This is a genomic window from Nocardia vermiculata NBRC 100427, from assembly GCF_001613265.1.
GTDB classification, from domain to species: domain Bacteria; phylum Actinomycetota; class Actinomycetes; order Mycobacteriales; family Mycobacteriaceae; genus Nocardia; species Nocardia vermiculata.
On sequence record NZ_BDCA01000018.1, the window covers coordinates 91,578 to 109,870 of the forward strand.

The following is an 18,293-nucleotide window of genomic DNA, read 5'->3' on the forward strand; positions in this document are numbered from 1 at the left end:
CTCGACTCCACCGGGTCAGCGGGACGGGGGAACCACCGGGGACTGCCAGGCGCGGGCGTATTTGCGCTTGTCGGTGGTATCGGCCGGTTTGCTGCGGTAGACGACGTAGGGACGCACCAGGTAGCCGACCGGTGCACTGAACATGTGCACCAGGCGCGTGTAGGGCCAGACTCCGATGAGGGTCAGCACCAGCAGTCCGTGGGCTTGGAAGGTCCAGGGCGTGCCCACCATGAGGCCGGGTTCGGGGGTGGCGGTGAACAGGCTGCGGAACCACGGGGAGACGGTTTCGCGGTAGTTGTAGGTGCCCCACAGCAGGTTGGAGCCGACCGTGTTGAGCAGGCCGGTGAGCAGGGCGCCGGCCAACAGCAGATACATGAATTTGTCGTTGGTGGTCGTGGCCCTGCGCACGGCCGCGACGGTGAAGCGGCGATAGGCGAGGAGGACGACCCCGGCGAGCACGGCCAGCCCGGCGGCCGTGCCCGCGGTGACCGCGACCAGATGGTAGACGTGCTCGGAAATGCCGATCGCCGCGGTCCAGGACTGCGGGATCAGCACGCCCAGCACATGTCCGCCGATGACCCCGAGCATGCCGAAGTGGAACAGCGGGCTGCCCAGTTTCAGCAGCCGGGATTCGTAGATCTGCGAAGACCGTGTGGTCCAGCCGAATTGGTCGTTGCGGTAACGCCACAGATGACCCAGTACGAACGAGGTGAACGCGACATAGGGCAGGGCCGCCCAGACTGTGGAATTCATCGTCGGTCTCCGGTTCCTGCGACGGGCTCCGTGCCGGTAGCGGCCCCGGCCGCGGGGGCGGAATACAACTCGGGGTTCATCGCCGGATGCAGGGCATCGGACGACATCGCGTACGGCTCCATACCGACGTCTTCGCCGGGCGGCCCCTGCGCCGCGAGCTCGGCGACGCGGCGACGGTCGGCAGTGGTGAGCGGGGGCAGCGTGGCGAGCACGGCAGCCGGCACATCGGCATACGGAGAGGCGCTGTCCGACAACGACAGTCGCAGCATCTCCAGAACCGGCACATGTTCCCCGAGCAGACGCTCACCGCCGACCGGGTCGACGGTTGCGGCGAACTCGAGGAGCACCGGCAGGTGATCGGGTAGTTCACGGTCCGACAGTTCCACCCCCGCAAGCCGGTACGCATGTTTGAACCGAAGCAGCGCCATACCGCGTTTGCGGGTGTCACCGTAGGCGTAATAGGTCAGGTGCAGGTTGGCGCGGCGGCGCAGATCGAAGGTCTCGACGTAGTCGCGGGCGAGCACCAGCGGTGCGGTAGCGGCGAGGTGGGACAGCAGGCGGGTGAGACCGGTGCGGACGGGATCCGGTAGTGCCTCGGCCGCGGCACTCAGCTCGTCGAGCATCGCCAGGGTGTCGGGCCCCGGATAGTCCAGGGCCAGTGCGGCGATCCGCCAGGTCAGCCGCCGGTCGCGCTCGGACATCTCGGTCTCCGGCGCGGGCCGTCTGCGTAGCGTCAGCAGTCCCATGCGTGACTCCTCGGTTCGGCGGCGTGGGGGCGGGGCATGTCGTCGGCTGTGTCGGTGCCGGTCTCGCCGTCGCGGGCCGGCACCAGACCCTCGGTCGATCCGCCGTCCCAGTTCAGCAGGTTGATACGGCTCGACTTCTCTTCCGGCGCAGCGAGGTTCGCATCGACCAGCGCGAACTTCTCCGAAGTCACGTCGAAGGCGTTCATTCCCGGCCCGCCGTCGTTGTCGAGGCTGCATCCGGTGGCGAGGGAATCCAGTTCGTGGGCTCGTGCGGTGGCGCCGGACGGGATCACGTAGCGATGCTCGTATTTGGCGATCGCGAGCAGCCGATACATGGCCTCGATCTCCTCGGGGTCGAGTCCGACCGCACCCGGGATGGTGAGATCCGGTTCCTGACCGAGGTTGATCGAGCGCATGAACGACCGCATTCCGGCCAGCCGTTCCAGTGCGGCGCGCACCGGCCCCACCTCACCGGCGGTGAACAGTTCCGCGAGATATTCGACCGGGATGCGCAGTGAGTCGATGGCGCCGAACAGATTCGCCGCATCCTCCCCGTCGTGCCCGGTTTCGGTGAGCACATCCACCACCGGTGACAGCGGCGGCACGTACCAGACCATCGGCATGGTCCGGTACTCCGGATGCAGCGGTAGCGCGATCTTGTAGTCGACGATGAGCTTGTACACCGGTGAGTCCTGCGCGGCGGCAATCCATTCCGGTGAAATACCGGCCTGCTCCGCCGCGGCGATCACGCGCGGATCGTGCGGGTTGAGGAAGACGCCCAGCTGTGCGGGATACAGCTGATCGGTCTCGGTGACCGAGGCGGCCTCCAGTACCGCGTCGGCGTCGTAGAGCATGACGCCGATATAACGCAGCCGTCCCACACATGTCTCCGAGCAGACGGTCGGAATGCCGACCTCCACCCGCGGATAGCAGAACGTGCACTTCTCGGCCTTGCCGGTGGTGTGGTTGAAGTAGATCTTCTTGTACGGACATCCGGTGATGCACTGCCGCCAGCCCCGGCACTTGTCCTGATCCACCAGCACGATGCCGTCCTCGGTCCGCTTGTAGATCGCCCCGGACGGGCACGACGCACCACAGGACGGGTTGAGGCAGTGCTCGCAGATGCGCGGCAGATAGAACATGAACGTCTGCTCGAATTCGAGCTTGACCTGTTCCGACAGGCGCGACAGCAGTGGATCCCGGCCGACCTGGTCCGGTCCGGAGCCCAGGTCGTCGTCCCAGTTGGCGCCCCAGGTGATCGCCGTCTCCTCGCCGGTGATCAGCGATCGTGGCCGCGCCACCGGGCTGGTATCCATGGCCGGCGCCGACAGCAGCGTGTCGTAGTCGTAACTCCACGGGTCGTAGTAGTCCGACACGGTCGGCATATCCGGGTTGGCGAACAGGTTCAGCATCCGCTTCATCCGGGAGCCGGATTTCAGGGTCAGCCGGCCGCGGCGGTTCAGCGTCCAGCCGCCCTTCCACTTCTCCTGATCCTGGTACCCGCGTGGATAGCCTTGTCCCGGCCGGGTTTCCACGTTGTTGAACCACACGTATTCGGTTCCGCCCCGGTTGGTCCACGCCTGTTTACAGGTGACGCTGCAGGTATGGCAGCCGATGCATTTGTCCAGGTTCATCACCATGGCCAATTGCGCCATGACACGCATATCAGTACTCCACTTCCTGCGAACGCTTACGAATCGTGGTGACTTCGTCGCGCTGATTTCCGGTGGGGCCGTGGTAGTTCAGGGCGAACGACTGCTGGGCGTAACCACCGATCAGATGGGTGGGTTTGATCATGATGCGGGTCAGCGCATTGTGGATGCCGCCGCGTTTGCCCTTGCCGGTGCGCAGTTGCGGGGTGCCCTCGATGCGTGGCACGTTCACCGTCCGGTCCTGCGCGTGGTACATGAAGACCGTGCCCTCGGGCATCCGGTGGCTGACGATCGCGCGTGCCACCACCACACCGTTGCGGTTCACCGCCTCGATCCAGTCGTTGTCCGCGACACCGATCTTCGCGGCGTCACGATCGGACATCCAGATGGCCTGCCCACCCCGGGAGAGGGTGAGCATATGCAGGTTGTCCTGATAAGCGGAGTGGATGGACCACTTGGAATGCGGAGTGAGATAACGGACGGTGAGACCGCTGTCGCCGACGGCGCCGATTCCCGGCTCCCGGAACAGTGCGGACATGTCCAGCGGCGGGCGGAAGGTGGGGAGTTGTTCGCCGAGTTCGATCATCCAATCGTGATCGAGGTAGAAGTGCTGGCGTCCGGTGAGCGTGTGCCAGGGCTTGAGCCGCTCGGTATTGATGGTGAAGGGAGAGTAACGGCGACCGCCGGTCTCCGAGCCCGACCATTCCGGCGAGGTGATCACCGGAACGGGGCGGGCCTGGGTATCGGCGAAGCTGATCCGCTTGCCCTCGTGCTCCGCGGCGAGATCGGCGAGCCGGGTGCCGGTCCGCTGTTCGAGGGCGTGGAATCCGGCCACCGCGAGTCGGCCGTTGGTGGTGCCCGACAATGCCAGCACCGCCTCGGCCGCATGCACATCCTTGGCCAGCGAGGGACGACCCTGCGCCACACCGGAAACGACGGTGCCGTTGGTGCCGCGCAGGTAGTCGACTTCGGCGTCCGGGACCGTGGTCACGCCTTTGGTGGTCACTCCGAGCGTTTCCACCAGGGGCCCGAGTGCCGCCATCTTCTCGGCGACAGCCGGATAATCCCGTTCGACGACAACGAGTTTCGGCATGGTGCGCCCGGGTATCGGTTCACATTCGCCGGCCTTCCAGTCCCGGACGCGGCCGCGCGCCTGCGCCAGGGCGTCGGGGGTGTCGTGTTGCAGCGGTACCGCGACCAGATCCTTGCGCACGCCGAGATGCTTGTCGGCGAGCCACGAGAAGCCGCGGGCGATGCGGTGGAATGCCTCGAAATCGGTCTTGGCCTCCCACGGCGGGGAGATCGCAGGAGAGAAGGCATGGACGAACGGATGCATATCCGTCGAGGACAGATCGTGTTTCTCGTACCAGGTGGCGGCCGGGAAGACGATGTCGGAGAACAACGTGGTCGAGGTCATCCGGAAATCCAGGGTGGTCAGCAGATCGAGTTTGCCGGTGGGCGCCCGATCGGGCCGGCGCACCTCGCTGGGTGGTATTCCCGCCGAATCATCGGCCTGCAGGTTGGAATCGGCGCCCAGCAGGTGGCGGTGGAAGTACTCGTTGCCCTTACCCGAGGAGCCGAGCAGATTCGCCCGCCACACCGTGAGCAGGCGGGGGAAGTTCTCCGGCGCATCGGGGTCCTCGCATGCGAACGACAGATCTCCCGATGTCAGCGCGTCGACCACGTAGTCCTGCGGTGACCGGCCCGCTGCCTCGGCGTCGTCGACCAGATCGAGCGGGTTGCGGTCGAAGGTGGGGTAACTGGGCATCCAGCCCAGCCGCGAGGCCAGCGCGATGTCGTCGGCGGTGGTGCGTCCCGCGAAGAGGCCGGAGCCGAGGGGGGAGGCGAAGGATTCGGAGGTGAACCGGTCGTAGCGCCACTGGTCGTTGGTCAGATACCAGAAGATGGTGCCCTGCATCTGCCGTGCCGGACGTTGCCAGTCGGAGGCGAAGGCCAGGGTGTTCCAGCCGGTGACGGGGCGGCACTTCTCCTGCCCCACATAGTGGGCCCAGCCGCCACCGTTGACGCCCTGACATCCGGTCAGCAGGGTGAGGGTGAAGAAGGCGCGGTAGATCTGATCGGAATGGAACCAGTGGTTGGTGCCGGCGCCCATCAGGATCATCGACCGGCCACCGGAACGATCGGCATTGTCGGCGAACTCGCGCGCAATCCGAATCGCCTGGGCGGCTGGTACTCCGGTGATGGATTCTTGCCAAGCCGGGGTATAGGGCGCGGTGGCATCGTCGTATCCGCCGGCCCATTCGCCCGGTAACCCGGGCCGCCCCACGCCGTACTGGGCGAGCAGCAGATCGAACACGGTCGTGACGCGGCGGCCGGCGACGACGGTGCTCGGCACCGAACGAGTGACGATGCGTGTCTCGTCGTCGAACCGCGGAAACTGCACGGGCGTGCTGTCTCCGGTGTGTCCGTACAGTGTCGTCAAGGGATCGACAGCACCGAGATCCAGATTCCAGCGGCCGGCGCCCGAGTCGGAGAATCGGTCGCCGAGGGTGCCGCCGGGCACCACGGGGTTCGCGTCGCCGTCGAGCAGCACCGTTTTGTGGTCGGCGTGTTCGGTGTCGAATTCCGTCGCGCCGGCGGCGACGAGATCCGCCGCGGTGAGGAACTTTCCGGGCAGCCAGGTGGCGCCGCCGTCCGCACCTTCCGGGCTCGGGTCGCCGACCGCGCGTTCGTCCAGGATGATCAGGAAGGGCAGATCGGTGTAGCGCTTGACGTAATCGTCGAAGCGGGCAGTGGATCGGTCGACGAAGAATTCACGCAGCACCACATGCCCCATCGCCATCGCCAGTGCCGCATCGGTGCCGGGACGTGCGGGTACCCATTCGTCGGCGAACTTGGTGTTGTCGGCGTAGTCGGGGGACACGACCACCACCTTCTGGCCGCGGTAGCGCGCCTCGGTCATGTAGTGCGCATCGGGGGTGCGGGTCACCGGGACGTTGGACCCCCACATGATCAGGTATCCGGCGTCGAACCAGTCCGCGGATTCGGGCACGTCGGTCTGGTCGCCGAAGACCTGTGGTGAGGCCACCGGGAGATCGGCGTACCAGTCGTAGAACGACAGCATGGAGCCGCCGATCAGGGAGATGAAGCGGGCGCCGACGGCATGCGAGACCATCGACATGGCCGGGATCGGGGAGAAGCCGGCGATGCGGTCCGGGCCGAATTCCTTGATCGTGTAAACATGGGCGGCGGCGGCGATTTCGGCGGCCTCCCACCATTCCGCGCGGACGAATCCTCCCTTTCCTCGCGCGGACTTGTAGGTCCGGGCCCGCTCCGGATCGGAGACGATATCTCCCCATGCGAGGACCGGATCCTTCAGTCGTTGCTTGGCCTCGCGGTACATCTCGAGCAGCACCCCGCGCACGTACGGATAGCGCACTCGCGTAGGCGAATACGTGTACCAGGAGAACGAGGCGCCGCGAGGGCAGCCGCGCGGTTCGTATTCGGGCTTGTCGGAGCCGACCGAGGGATAGTCGGTCTGCTGCGACTCCCAGGTGATCACGCCCTCGGAGACGTAGATCTTCCACGAACACGAACCGGTGCAGTTCACGCCGTGGGTGGACCGCACCACCTTGTCGTGTGACCAGCGGTCACGGTAGAACTCGTCGGCCTCGCGGCCGCCGGTCTTGTGGACGGTACGCAGATCCTCGGAGACCTCGCCGCGTTGGAAATACCTTCCGGCCTTCAACAGCGCCTCGGCGGCGGGATCCGGATTCGGCCGCGCCGGGCCGGGGCGACCATGCGAGGTAGGGGCCGGACCCTTGTTGTGCGAGATAACCACAGCGCCCCCATCGAGACTGTTGAACCGGGCTGACGGATCCGAGAGTAGGGATCGCCGGGCAGGCGGCAAAACAGTTCGCGCACATCCTGTCTGCGGTAGCTGTGAGCTGTGAGCCGGGGGAAACGCAGTGGTCACCGGCCGATTCCCGAGTGCCTCGCGGGGGCGGGGGTCGACCTGCGCGAACACTGGTTCCGCGCGGTGGCGGGCCGCCGCGGGCGCGGGTTCGGCGGCGGTCGGTGAAGCTTTCGAAACTGCACGGTCGCGAGCGTTTTACATTTGTTAACACCGTGGGACCGGCTTGCGGGCACCGTCCGGCGTCGTGACCGTGCGGCCCCTTTTCAGCCGGGAAGCGCCAGAAATTCCACCTGGTCACCGTCGGTCGCACCGGCCGGCACCACGACCAGTCCCTCGCGTCCGAGTAGGCCCGCGAGGTGGGCGGTACGGATATTCGGGTCACCGAACCAGCCGCCGTCCTCGGCCGCGCGGGCCGGCACGATCCGTGGAACCGGGCCGGCGATGGCGGCGCCGTTGTGCAGCGGTCCGCACAGCGGTCGCGCCGGTCTGCGTCCGGTGAGACCGGAAACGATCGCCGGAGTGAGGGCCGACAGCGTCGCCACCGCGGCGAACGGGTTGCCGGGCAATCCGAGAACCACCGGCCCGCCGGATAATTCGGCCACCACGGTCGACCCGCCGGGTCGCATCCACAAGCGGTGCAGCAGAATCCGTGCCTGCGCCCGGTCCAGTGCACCGCGGAGCTGATCGGCCGCCCCGCCACCGGTGGCGCCGACCACGACGAGGAGGTCGTCGGTGTCGACGGGCCCGGTGCGGGAAGAACCGGACAGGATGTCGTCGAAGCCGTGCGCGGTGTCACGCAGATGGATCCGGCCGGTGGTCTCGATGCCGTGCCAGGACAGCAGGTCCGGGAGCACCGGACCGAGGGAATCGCGGGTCTGGCCACTGCGCAGCGGGCCGTCGGCACGGATCTCGTCACCGGTCATGACGATTCGCGCCCGCACCGGTCCGCGCACCTGGTGTGCGGTGATCTCGGCCGAGGCGGCGACCGAGATCAGGGCGGACGAGACGGGCGTGCCCGCGGCGGCGACGACGTCGCCCGGTAGCCAGTCCTCGCCCCGGCGGCGCACATCGTCGCGCACCGGAGCGTCGGGCAATCGGTGCACGACACCGTTGTCGAGCCGTACGTACTCGTCGCGGACCACGGTGTCGGTGCCGTCGGGAATATGGGCGCCGGTAGCGATCCGGACCGCCTCCCCGTTCCGCAGGCCGGCCGCGCGCTCGCCGCCGGCGAAGCCGATCTCGTCGCGCAGCCGCCACGGCGCCGATCCGGCCACGGCATAGCCGTCCATGGCCGAGACATCGAAGCGAGGCAGCGCCTCCCCGGCCCGCAGCGGTGCCGCCAGCGCCGCACCCCGGGCGGCGGCCAGAGTTGCCTCGCGCACGGGTATTCCGGTGATTTCCGTGTGCAGCACGACGCGCGCCCGCGCGAGGGGCAGGGGTGGTGCGGCGGCTTGTGCGGCACGAGCCTGTTCGGGGGTGTCGCAATCGGCGACGCCGGCCGAACGCACCAGCAGGGCGTCGTCGGGAACGAGGGCTTTCATCGGCTGATCGGCCACCGACTCGAGGCGCTGCAAGGCAGCGACCAGAGCGGTCCGTCGCCATACGCCCACCAGATACTGTGCCCGGCCGGAGTCGTCGGTGGCGAATGCCGCCGCTGCGCCGGAAGAGGTTGTCTGCGCGACCAATTCGTCGATCACCCCGGTGGACAGGAACGGCAGGTCGGCGGCGAGGACGACCACCAGATCGGCGGGGTAATCGTGCTCGGCCAGCGCATCCATTCCCGCAGCGACGGCGGCGACCGGACCCGCGCCCGCCGGAACCTCCTGCACCTGCCCGATTTCGGAGGTCAGCTCGGGTCGCGGTGGGCCCACCACGACGCGGCGCAGACATCCCGCCGTCGCCTCGAGTGCGGCGGTCAACATGGGTCGGCCACCGACGATGATCGCGGGTTTGTCCACTCCGCCCATCCGGGTGGCGCGCCCACCGGCCAGCACGATCGCGTCGACAGTTGTCACAGCGGCTCACTCGGCTGGTAGATCATGCACCGATCGTAATGCGGGTGTTCGGCGGGATTCGCCCGGTCGATCGGGTGGTCAGTCTTCGGGGGCGCGTAGCAGGCGGACGCGATTGGTTTCCGGGTCGGTCAGGACCGCCTGCGCGGTCGGATAGGTGCGCAGGTCGTCGCCGGGCAGGGCCCCTGCGGCGGTGAGCCGGGCGACCTCGTACGCGGGATCATCGGCCGGGCAGGCCACGATATCCAGGTGCAGCCGGTCGCCTTCCCGGGGTGCGGCGCTGGTCCGGGGGAATTCCAGCCAAGGGCCCTGGCCGGTGGCGGCGCGGATGCCCGACACCCGGGCGGCATCGTAGGTCAGCGGCCAGCCTGCGGCGGTGGACCAGAATCGGGCCAGCCGGCTCGGATGCGGGGTGTCGACGACGATCGCGGCGACCGCACCGGTGTCCACATATTCCTCGCGCGGCTCCAGAACACAGAATTCGTTGCCCTCCGGGTCGGCGAACACCGACCACGGCACCAAGCCCTGGCCGATATCGAGCGGCCGCGCGCCCAAGGTCAGTGCCCGGTCCACCTGGACGCTCTGGTGATCCAGGGACCGCCCGACCAGATCCAGATGAATGCGGTTCTTCGCGGTCTTCGGCCGGATGGTCGGAACGAACATCAACGACACATCCGCGGCGTCCGGATCGGGCGCGGCGACCTCGACCGCCTGTGGACGATCCACAGTAATCTGCCAGCCGAGCAGTTCCGCCCAGAACCGCGCCACGTTGTGTGGCCGGATCGCATCGAACACCACGCACGCCAGACGGGTGGACATAACTCAACGGTAACCTCGCCGGCCGCCGATATGTGCGGATTGCGCGGATCTTCGATGCGCGTCGTGTCAGCTGCCGAAACGGAACCGCGCCACGGCGAGGTCGACCCGGTCGCCGCGCACCGGGGCGCCCTCCTCGGCCAGTCGGTGCAGTTGCCGTTGCCGCAGGTGAGCAGCCGGAGTGCCGTCGGCACGCAACACCCGGTGCCACGGCAGGTCCGCGGAATCGGTCCGCATGATCCAGCCGACGGTGCGGGGCGTGGACAGACCGGCCGCCGCCGCGATATCGCCGTAGGTCGATACCCGCCCGGGTGGAATCGCCGCCACCAGTTCCCGGACCCGTTCGATCTCCGCATCGGAGGTGGGCATCACAACACCGCCCGGACGATGTCCGCGGTCTCGGCCGGCCGGGCCTGCGCCACCATGTGATCGCAGTCGAACTCGTACAGCGTGAACCGCGGCAGGGTGCGGAACGCCGCGATGGTCGCCGGGGTGACGAACGGTGCCTTCTCCGCGCGCACGACCACGGTGCGCACCTCGGGTGGCGGCAGCACCAATTCACGTGCGAGCTGTCCCCAGTACGAGGTGATCGCCGGCAAGCTCATGCGCCAGCCGACCCGCCCGCCGGTCGTCGGGACCAGATGTTCGGCCAGTTCCTGTTCGAGTAGCTCCGGGGCGACCTCGGCCCAGGCCGTGCTCAGTTTGTCCTGCCGGGCCGCCGCGATATCGGCGTAGTCGGGCCGGGCCAGCCCGGCCTCGGCGATCTCGGCCACCAGCGCCGGATCCAGCCCGATGGCGGGATCGAGCAGCACCAGCGCTCGTACCAGGTCCGGGCGGTGCCGGGCCAGATGAACCGCCACCGCGGCGCCGAACGAGTGCGCCAGCACGACCGCCGGTTCGGTGAGTAGTTCGACCAGATCGTCGACGATCTGCTCGAACGTCCACGGCGGCAACGGGTCGGCCAGACCATGTCCGCGCAGGTCCGGGGCGATGAATCGGGCCTGCGGCAGCTGATGCCGAGCCAGGTCCGCCCAGCGCCGGCCGTGTCCGGTCAGACCGTGCAAAGCCAGGACGAGCGGGCCCTGCTCGGGACCGAAACGGTGGATGTGGGCGTCGTGCACCCGCCCATTGTGCCGGTGTGTCCGGCGCCCGAGTAGTGGTGGTCGGCGGAGGTGATAGCCGGAGGTTGTCGGTCGGATCCGACTCTGTCGGGGGTGTCTGTTGAAATAGCCGCTGTGATGCGATCGGATAGCTCGGTGCGACTGGTGCGCCGCAGTGAGACCGCACCCCGGCCACGCGAATGGGGTGCCGATGCCCGAACGCTGTTCGCGGGCGGGTCGGCGGCCGATCCCGGCTGGCACCCCTGGCAGGTGCTGGGCGGGCCGGGGACCGGCAAGACCGCCCTGCTCACCGACCTCGCCGTCGATCGGATCACCGCCGGCGCGGACCCGTCGTCGGTACTGATCCTCACCCACTCCAAGCAGGCGGCGCTGCGGGTGCGCGGCGCGCTCACCCGGCAGTTGAACGCGGTAGCTCCCGGACTCGACGGTGTTCCGGGCGTCAGCCGTGAGCCCATGGTGCGCACCGTGCACTCCTATGCCTTCGCCGTGGTGCGCGAGCATGCCGCTGCCCGCGGCAATCCGCCGCCACGACTGCTCACCGGTGCCGAACAGGATGTGGTGCTGCGGGAGATGCTGCGCGGCGACCTGGCGGACATGGCAGACATGGCCGGTGGGACCGAGGGGGCCGCACCGCTGTGGCCGCAGCGCCTGCACGCGGCCCTGGGCACCAACGGTTTTGCCGAACAGTTGCGCGATCTCATGCTGCGGGCCACCGAGCGCGACCTCGGCCCCGAAGACCTCGTCGACCTCGGCCGTCTGCACCACCGCGAGGAATGGGAGGCCGCCGGGGCGTTCGCACAGCGCTACGAGGAGATGATGCTGCTGCGCTGGTCGGTCGGCGTGCAAGCACCCGAGGCCAGCGCACCCGCCCTGGACGCGGCCGAACTCGTCGGCGCCGCGCTGGAAGTGCTGATCGCGGATTCCGAGCTGCTCGCCGCCGAACGCGACCGGGTACGCACCCTGCTGATCGACGACGCCCAGCATGTGGATCCACTGGCCGCGCAGCTGATTCGCGCCATCGGTTCGGGCCCGGCGACCACGGTCGTCGCCGGAGATCCGGATCAGTCGATCTTCAGCTTCCGGGGCGCCGACACCGGATTCGTCACCGACCCGGGCGCCGCCGCCGCGCGCCGCATCGTCCTGCACGACGACCACCGCTGCGCACCGGCGGTGCACGATGCCGTGGCCCGGATCGCGGCCCGGATGCCCGGCCGCACCGAACACCGCTTCGACGTGCGGATCGGCGGTCCGCATCTCCTCGGCGAACCGGCGGTCGACGGTCAGGTACAGGTCCGGGTACTCACCACCCCGGCCAAGGAGGCGGCATTGATCGCCGACCACCTGCGCCGTGCCCACCTGACCACCCAGGTGCCGTGGTCGCGGATGGCGGTGGTGGTGCGATCGGTACCGCTGTCGCTGGGCCCGCTGCGCCGCGCGCTGACGGCTGCGGGTATTCCGGTGCTGCGGCCCAAACCGGATATCCCGCTGGCGCGGCGGCGCGGCGCGGCCTGGATGTTGCAGTCGCTGCGGGCACTGCTGGTCGTCGAACGCGACCGCCCGGGGGCGTTCACCGCGGACGACGCGCTGGATCTGCTGGTCGGTCCGCTGGGCGGAGCGGACCAGATCAGCCTGCGCCGGTTACGCCGTGGGGTGCGGCGCGCGATGATCGCCCGGGGGGACAAGGGGAACGCGGAAGCCGACGTCGATACGGACGCGGTGCCCGGCGGCGATACCGGCGCGGTGCCCGGCGACGGTGCGGGCCCGCCGCTCGACCATGACACGGACGCGGGATCCGGCGGCCCGGGCGACGGTGACCGGGACGGCAGCGGTGATGAGGACCTGGCGCCGTATTCGGAGCTGGACCGTTCCACCGCGGTGGTACTCCGCGATCTCATCACCGCGGTCGGCGACCGCAGTGTGATCGAACAGCTCACCGAGGTCGAGGTGGCGCCGCTGGTGCGGGTGCTGAAGGCCGTCGACCGGGCCCGGCGGGCGCTGCGCCGCGGTGCCGGTCTCGAAGATGTGCTGTGGGCGCTGTGGACGGCTTCCCGGTTGGAGAAGCGCTGGGTGGCACAGTCCGAGCGGGGCGGACCGGGCGCGGTGCAGGCCGACCGTGATCTGGATGCGGCCGTCGGCCTGTTCGATGCGGCCGCGGCCCATGTGGACCGGCTCCCCGGCGCCTCCCTGGAGGGCTTCGTCGAATATCTGGAATTACAAGAGATCAGCCAGGATTCGGCACCATTGACCGAACCCGGCGACGCGGTCGCCATCGTCAGCGCGCATGCCGCGGCCGGTCGAGAATGGGATGTGGTCGCGGTAGCCGGCGTGCAGGAGGGGATCTGGCCGAATCTGCGCCCGCGCGGCACCCTGCTGGGCGTCGAGGAGCTGGTCGATCTGGTCGGCGGTGTCGCCGAGCCCGGTGAGCAGCTCAGCCGCGCCGCACCGATCCTGGCCGAGGAGCGCCGGCTGCTCCTGCTGGCGTGCAGCCGGGCGCGGTTCAGCCTGCTGGTCACCGCCGTCGAATCCGTCAGTGGGGACCGGGACCTGGTGCCGTCCCGATTTCTCGCCGAACTCGATCCGGACGCACAGCCGGGGGAGCCCGGCCGTGTCCCGGCACCGGTCGATCCGGGCCGCGCGCTGGTGGCGCAGGCCTTGATCGCCGAGTTGCGCGGCGTGGTCTGCGACGACGAGGCCGAACCGCATCGCCGCGAACGCGCCGCCGGCCAACTGGCCCGGTTGGCGCGAGCCGGGGTGCCGGGCGCACACCCCGACGAGTGGTACGGCCTCGTGGATCCCAGTTCGGAACTGGCACTGTGGGATTCCGGTGACGGACCGGTGGCGCTGTCCCCGTCGACCGTGGAACTGCTGAGCACCTGTCCGCTGCGCTGGGCCCTGGAACGGCACGGCGGCAGCGACGGCGACAATCCGCACGCCGTCAAGGGCAACCTGGTGCATACGCTGGTGCAGGCACTGGCGGGCCGGGTCACCGAGGAACAGGTCAAGAAGGCACTGGTCAAGGCGTGGAAGACGGTGGACCCCAGTGCTGGTGAGGACGGTCCGCGGAGCTGGCACTCGCGCCTGGAACTACGCCGCACCGAGTCGATGGTCGACACCTTCGTGGCCTGGGTACGCAACACCCGTGACGAGTTGGAGGCGGTCGGCGTCGAGGTCCCGGTGGACTGTGTCCTCCCGGCGCGCGACGCCGACGAGATACCGGTGCGCATTCGCGGTCGAGTCGACCGGGTGGAGCGAGATGCCTTCGGCCGCTTCGTTATCGTCGATATCAAAACCGGGAAGACGCCGATCACCAAGCAGTCCGCCCAGCAGCACGCCCAGCTCGCCACCTACCAGGTGGCCGCCGGTGCGAACGGCCTGAGCGCCGAGGACGGCAGCGACACCGAACCCGGCGGTGCCCGGCTGGTCTACGTGGCCAAGCCCAGCCGGGGCAGCGCCACCGAACGCCTCCAGTCCGCACTCGACTCCGACGGTATCGCCCAGTGGCGCGACAATATTCACGCCGCGGCCGCGGCTACGCGCGGGCCGAGCTTCCTGGCCATGCGCAATGACGGATGCCGGCACTGCCAGGTTGCCGGGAGCTGCCCGGTGCAGGACCGGGGCCGCCAGGTGACGCAGAGATGATCACGCCCGGCGAGCTGGCGCAGGCGCTGGGTCTGCCGCCGCCGACGGACGAGCAGGACGCCGTGATCGCCGCACCGGCCGGGCCCACGCTCGTGGTGGCCGGTGCCGGGGCCGGGAAGACCGAAACCATGGCCTCGCGGGTGGTGTGGATGGTGGCCAACCGGCTCGTCGCCCCCGATGCGGTGCTGGGCCTGACCTTCACGCGTAAAGCCGCGCAGCAGTTGACCACACGTATCCGCACCCGGCTGGCCCGGCTGGCGGGTGCGCCGCTGATGCGCGACATCGACGCCGGTGGGCGTCTGCGGGCCACCCTGCTGGGATCCGAACCGGAGATCAGTACTTACCACTCCTACGCGGGCCGGTTACTGGGCGAACACGGTCTGCTGCTGCCGGTGGAACCTTCGGCCACCCTGCTCACCCAGACCCAGTTGTGGCAGCTCGCGCACCGCGTGGTCACCGGTTGGGACGGTGATCTCGATACCGAGCGCAGCCCGGTCTCGGTCACCGAATCGGTTCTGGCCTTATCGGGTCAGCTCGCCGAACACCTGGTGGAACCCGAACAGTTGGTGCACGCACACCGTGAGCTGCAGCATCTGGTCGACACCCTGCCCGCGGGACCGCGACAGCGCGGTGGGCCCAAACAGGAATTACGCAATATCGTCGAGGTGCAGCGTGACCGAGTGGCGCTGCTACCGCTGGTGGAACGGCTCGGCGAGGAGCTGCGCCGCAGGGGCGCACTGGATTTCGGCTCGCAGATGTCGTTGGCGGCGCGGCTGGCGGTTACCCATCCGGAGGTCGCCGACGCCGAGTGTGACCGCTTCCGGCTGGTACTGCTCGACGAATATCAGGACACCGGGCACGCCCAGCGCATTCTGCTGGCCGCCCTGTTCGGTGAGCGCTCGGCCGTCGACATCGGGGCGGAAGGGTCCGATTCGGGCGGTGCGGCCCGTCCCGCGGTGACGGCGGTCGGCGATCCGATGCAGTCCATCTACGGCTGGCGTGGTGCGTCGGCAGCGAATCTGCCGCGTTTCACCACCGACTTCCCGGCCGCGCCCGGGGTTCCGGCTCCGGTGCTGCCGTTGCTGACCAGTTGGCGCAACCCGCCCGAAGCACTGGATCTGGCGAATCTGGTGGCCGAACCGCTGCGCGACAGCGGGGTGCGGGTGGACGCGTTGCGTCCCAGACCACAGGCGACCGCCGGTGCGGTAGCACTGGCGCTCGCCGAAACCGTGGCAGCCGAACGTGATTGGGTTGCCGAGCGGATCGCCGCCGAATGGGCGCAGGCGGCCGAGCGTGGCGACCCACCGCCCACCTCCGCGGTCCTGGTACGCCGCAATGCCGATGCCGCACCGCTCGCCGAGGCACTGCGGGCGCGGGGACTACCGGTGGAGATCGTCGGCCTCGGTGGCCTGCTGGCCACTCCCGAGGTCGCCGATATCGTGGCCACCCTGCGCCTCATCGCTGATCCCGGCGCCGGTAGTGCGGCGATGCGGATTCTCACCGGCGCCCGCTGGCGCATCGGGGTGAGTGATCTGGCCGCCTTGGCGGCGCGGGCGCGGGAGTTGTCGATCGTGGCAGACCACGGCCGCGCCGAACCGATCACCGATGCCGCCACGCTGTCGGCGGCACTGCGCGAGGTAGCACCCGAACCTGCTGAACAGGCGGGTATCGCCGATGCGATCGCCGACCCCGGACCGGCGCAACGATATTCGGAATCCGGGTACGCCCGCATCGATGCGCTGGGCCGCGAGCTGGCGGCACTGCGCGAGCGCGCCGGACAACCCCTGTCGGAGCTGGTGGCCGATGTGGAACGGACCATCGGGGTGGGCGTGGAAACCCAGACCCGGCGGGCCGGTGCGGGAACGGGCGCCGGTCGCGAGCACCTGGATGCCTTCGCCGACGTGGTGGCCGGATTCGCCGGAGACCATCGCGCCACCCTGCCCGGTCTGCTGAGCTTCCTCGCCGCCGCCGAGGAGGTCGAAAACGGGTTGGAGCCGGGCGAAGTGGAGGTGGCGCACGACCGCGTGCAGATTCTCACCGTGCACGCGGCCAAGGGGTTGGAGTGGGAGGTGGTGGCGGTGCCGCACGTCTCGCGCGGACTGTTCCCCTCCGGAACCGCCGCCGGGACCTGGCTCGGTGCGCTCGCCGAACTGCCCACCTCCCTGCGGGGTGACCGGCAGCGCGAAACCGACTCCGGCGCCGACGAATCCACGGCACGCGACGGAGTCCCGGTGCTGGAGTTGCGCGAACTCTACGATCGCACCGACCTCGAGCAGGCCATCAAGGCGCACAAGGACGCGCTCGGCCGCCGCCGCCTCGACGAGGAGCGGCGGCTGTTCTATGTCGCGCTGACCAGAACCGAACGCGCACTGTTTGTTTCGGCGCATCACTGGGCCGAAACCGGATCGGCCCCGAAGGGCCCCTCGGATTTCCTGCTGGAGTTGAAGCGGTGGACCGAGCATCCGCAATCACCCGGCCACGGCACCATTCGTGTCGAGCTGTGGGCCGAGACCCCGCCCGCCGACGCCGTCAACCCGTTCACCGACCGTCCCGATGTGGCGAACTGGCCACGAGACCCGTTGGAACACAACCGGTCTGCTGTCGAGTCGGGTGCAGCGCTGGTGCGCGCGGCACTGCGTGATACCCGGGCCCCCGCCGGGGAGCCCGGGCCCGCGTCCGAGTCGCCGCACCAGTTGGAACTCTTCGACGATCCGGACAACGACAGCGGTTCGTCCGCAGCTACCGGGCCCTCGGATGTGCCGGCCGCGGATTCGTCCGAAGGACCGGCAGGGTGGGCAGCGGCAACCGGTAGTTCGTCCGACGAGGAGCCGCGCATCGCAGCCGGGGTGCCCGACTCCGATCCGGAGGGCTGGGCCGCCGATGTCGACGCACTGCTCGCCGAGCACTTCGCTCCCGAGGACGGCATCCGGGAAGTGGAGCTGCCCACCCAGCTGCCCGCGACCGCGCTGGTCGATATGCGGGCCGATCCGGCGAAGCTGGCGGCGCGACTGCGTCGCCCACTGCCGTATCCACCGAGTCCACTCGCCCGCCGCGGCACCGCATTCCACGCGTGGCTGCAACGTTGGTTCGGCGCGGTCGGCCTGCTGGATTTCGACGAACTACCCGGCGCCGCGGATGGTGCGGACAGCGACGGCGATCTGATTCGGTTGCAGGAGGCGTTCCTGGCCTCGCCGTGGGCGGACCGGAATCCGCTCGAGGTGGAGGTGGGGTTCGAGACGAGTATCGGCGGCACGCTGCTGCGCGGCCGGATCGACGCGGTGTTCGCCGAGCCCGGCGGTGGCTGGGTGGTGGTGGACTGGAAGACCGGTGCCGAGCCGACCCGCACCCAGGAGAAATCGGTCGCGATGCAGTTGGCGGTCTACCGGATCGCGTGGGCCCGGATGATGGCGGCCCGCACCGGCGACACCGAGGCCCGGATGCTGGAAAAGGTCGGTGCCGCCTTTCATTACGTCCGCAGTGGACACACCGTGGCGCCGGCGAACCTGCCCGATCCGGACGAACTCGCCGACTTCATCGCCGCGGCGGCACCGCGCTGGGCGGCGGCTCCCGATCCAGGGGAGCCCGAAGACCCCGGGCCCGAGGAACCTGCGCCCGAGGAACCTGCGCCCGAGGAACCTGTGCCCGAAGAGCTGGAGTAACCGGAGGTCCGGAAGGCC

The 18,293-nt window shown here is 69.1% G+C and carries 10 protein-coding genes; 2 read left to right on the forward strand and 8 right to left on the reverse strand.

Annotated features, from left to right (window positions below; all coding sequences use genetic code 11):
- Positions 1-15: 15 nt before the first annotated feature.
- The 8 genes from narI to NV2_RS19295 form a co-directional block, all read right to left on the reverse strand.
- Entirely contained in the window at positions 16-753 is a 738-nt protein-coding gene (gene narI / locus NV2_RS19260; RefSeq protein ID WP_067876135.1) for a respiratory nitrate reductase subunit gamma, read from the reverse strand.
- On the reverse strand, positions 750-1,499 hold the full coding sequence (gene narJ, locus NV2_RS19265) for a nitrate reductase molybdenum cofactor assembly chaperone (protein ID WP_084475071.1): 750 nt from the start codon (positions 1,497-1,499) through the stop codon (positions 750-752). Before narJ ends, narI begins: the two co-directional genes overlap by 4 nt.
- Positions 1,487-3,154 (reverse strand): nitrate reductase subunit beta, encoded by a 1,668-nt coding sequence (narH, locus tag NV2_RS19270; protein ID WP_084475099.1) that lies wholly within the window; start codon positions 3,152-3,154, stop codon positions 1,487-1,489. The genes narJ and narH overlap by 13 nt, the downstream gene beginning before the upstream one ends.
- A gap of 10 nt (positions 3,155-3,164) precedes the next feature.
- Positions 3,165-6,860, reverse strand: coding sequence for a nitrate reductase subunit alpha (locus tag NV2_RS19275; RefSeq protein WP_084475101.1), 3,696 nt, complete (start codon positions 6,858-6,860; stop codon positions 3,165-3,167).
- A 431-nt stretch (positions 6,861-7,291) separates the two neighbouring features.
- On the reverse strand, positions 7,292-9,043 hold the full coding sequence (locus NV2_RS19280; RefSeq protein WP_168436146.1) for an NTP transferase domain-containing protein: 1,752 nt from the start codon (positions 9,041-9,043) through the stop codon (positions 7,292-7,294).
- Between the two features lie 78 nt (positions 9,044-9,121).
- The gene (locus NV2_RS19285; protein ID WP_067876139.1) at positions 9,122-9,859 is read right to left on the reverse strand and encodes a VOC family protein; all 738 of its coding nucleotides are present in this window, start codon (positions 9,857-9,859) and stop codon (positions 9,122-9,124) included.
- A 66-nt stretch (positions 9,860-9,925) separates the two neighbouring features.
- A complete protein-coding gene (locus NV2_RS19290; RefSeq protein WP_067876141.1) occupies positions 9,926-10,225 on the reverse strand; it encodes an MGMT family protein in 300 nt (99 codons plus the stop codon).
- Positions 10,225-10,977 (reverse strand): alpha/beta fold hydrolase, encoded by a 753-nt coding sequence (locus NV2_RS19295; protein WP_067876144.1) that lies wholly within the window; start codon positions 10,975-10,977, stop codon positions 10,225-10,227. Before NV2_RS19295 ends, NV2_RS19290 begins: the two co-directional genes overlap by 1 nt.
- A gap of 117 nt (positions 10,978-11,094) precedes the next feature.
- Between NV2_RS19295 and NV2_RS19300 the strand changes: the two genes are divergently transcribed.
- Positions 11,095-14,616 (forward strand): ATP-dependent helicase, encoded by a 3,522-nt coding sequence (locus NV2_RS19300; RefSeq protein WP_067876147.1) that lies wholly within the window; start codon positions 11,095-11,097, stop codon positions 14,614-14,616.
- Positions 14,613-18,275 (forward strand): ATP-dependent helicase, encoded by a 3,663-nt coding sequence (locus NV2_RS19305; RefSeq protein WP_245662673.1) that lies wholly within the window; start codon positions 14,613-14,615, stop codon positions 18,273-18,275. The genes NV2_RS19300 and NV2_RS19305 overlap by 4 nt, the downstream gene beginning before the upstream one ends.
- Positions 18,276-18,293 lie beyond the last annotated feature (18 nt).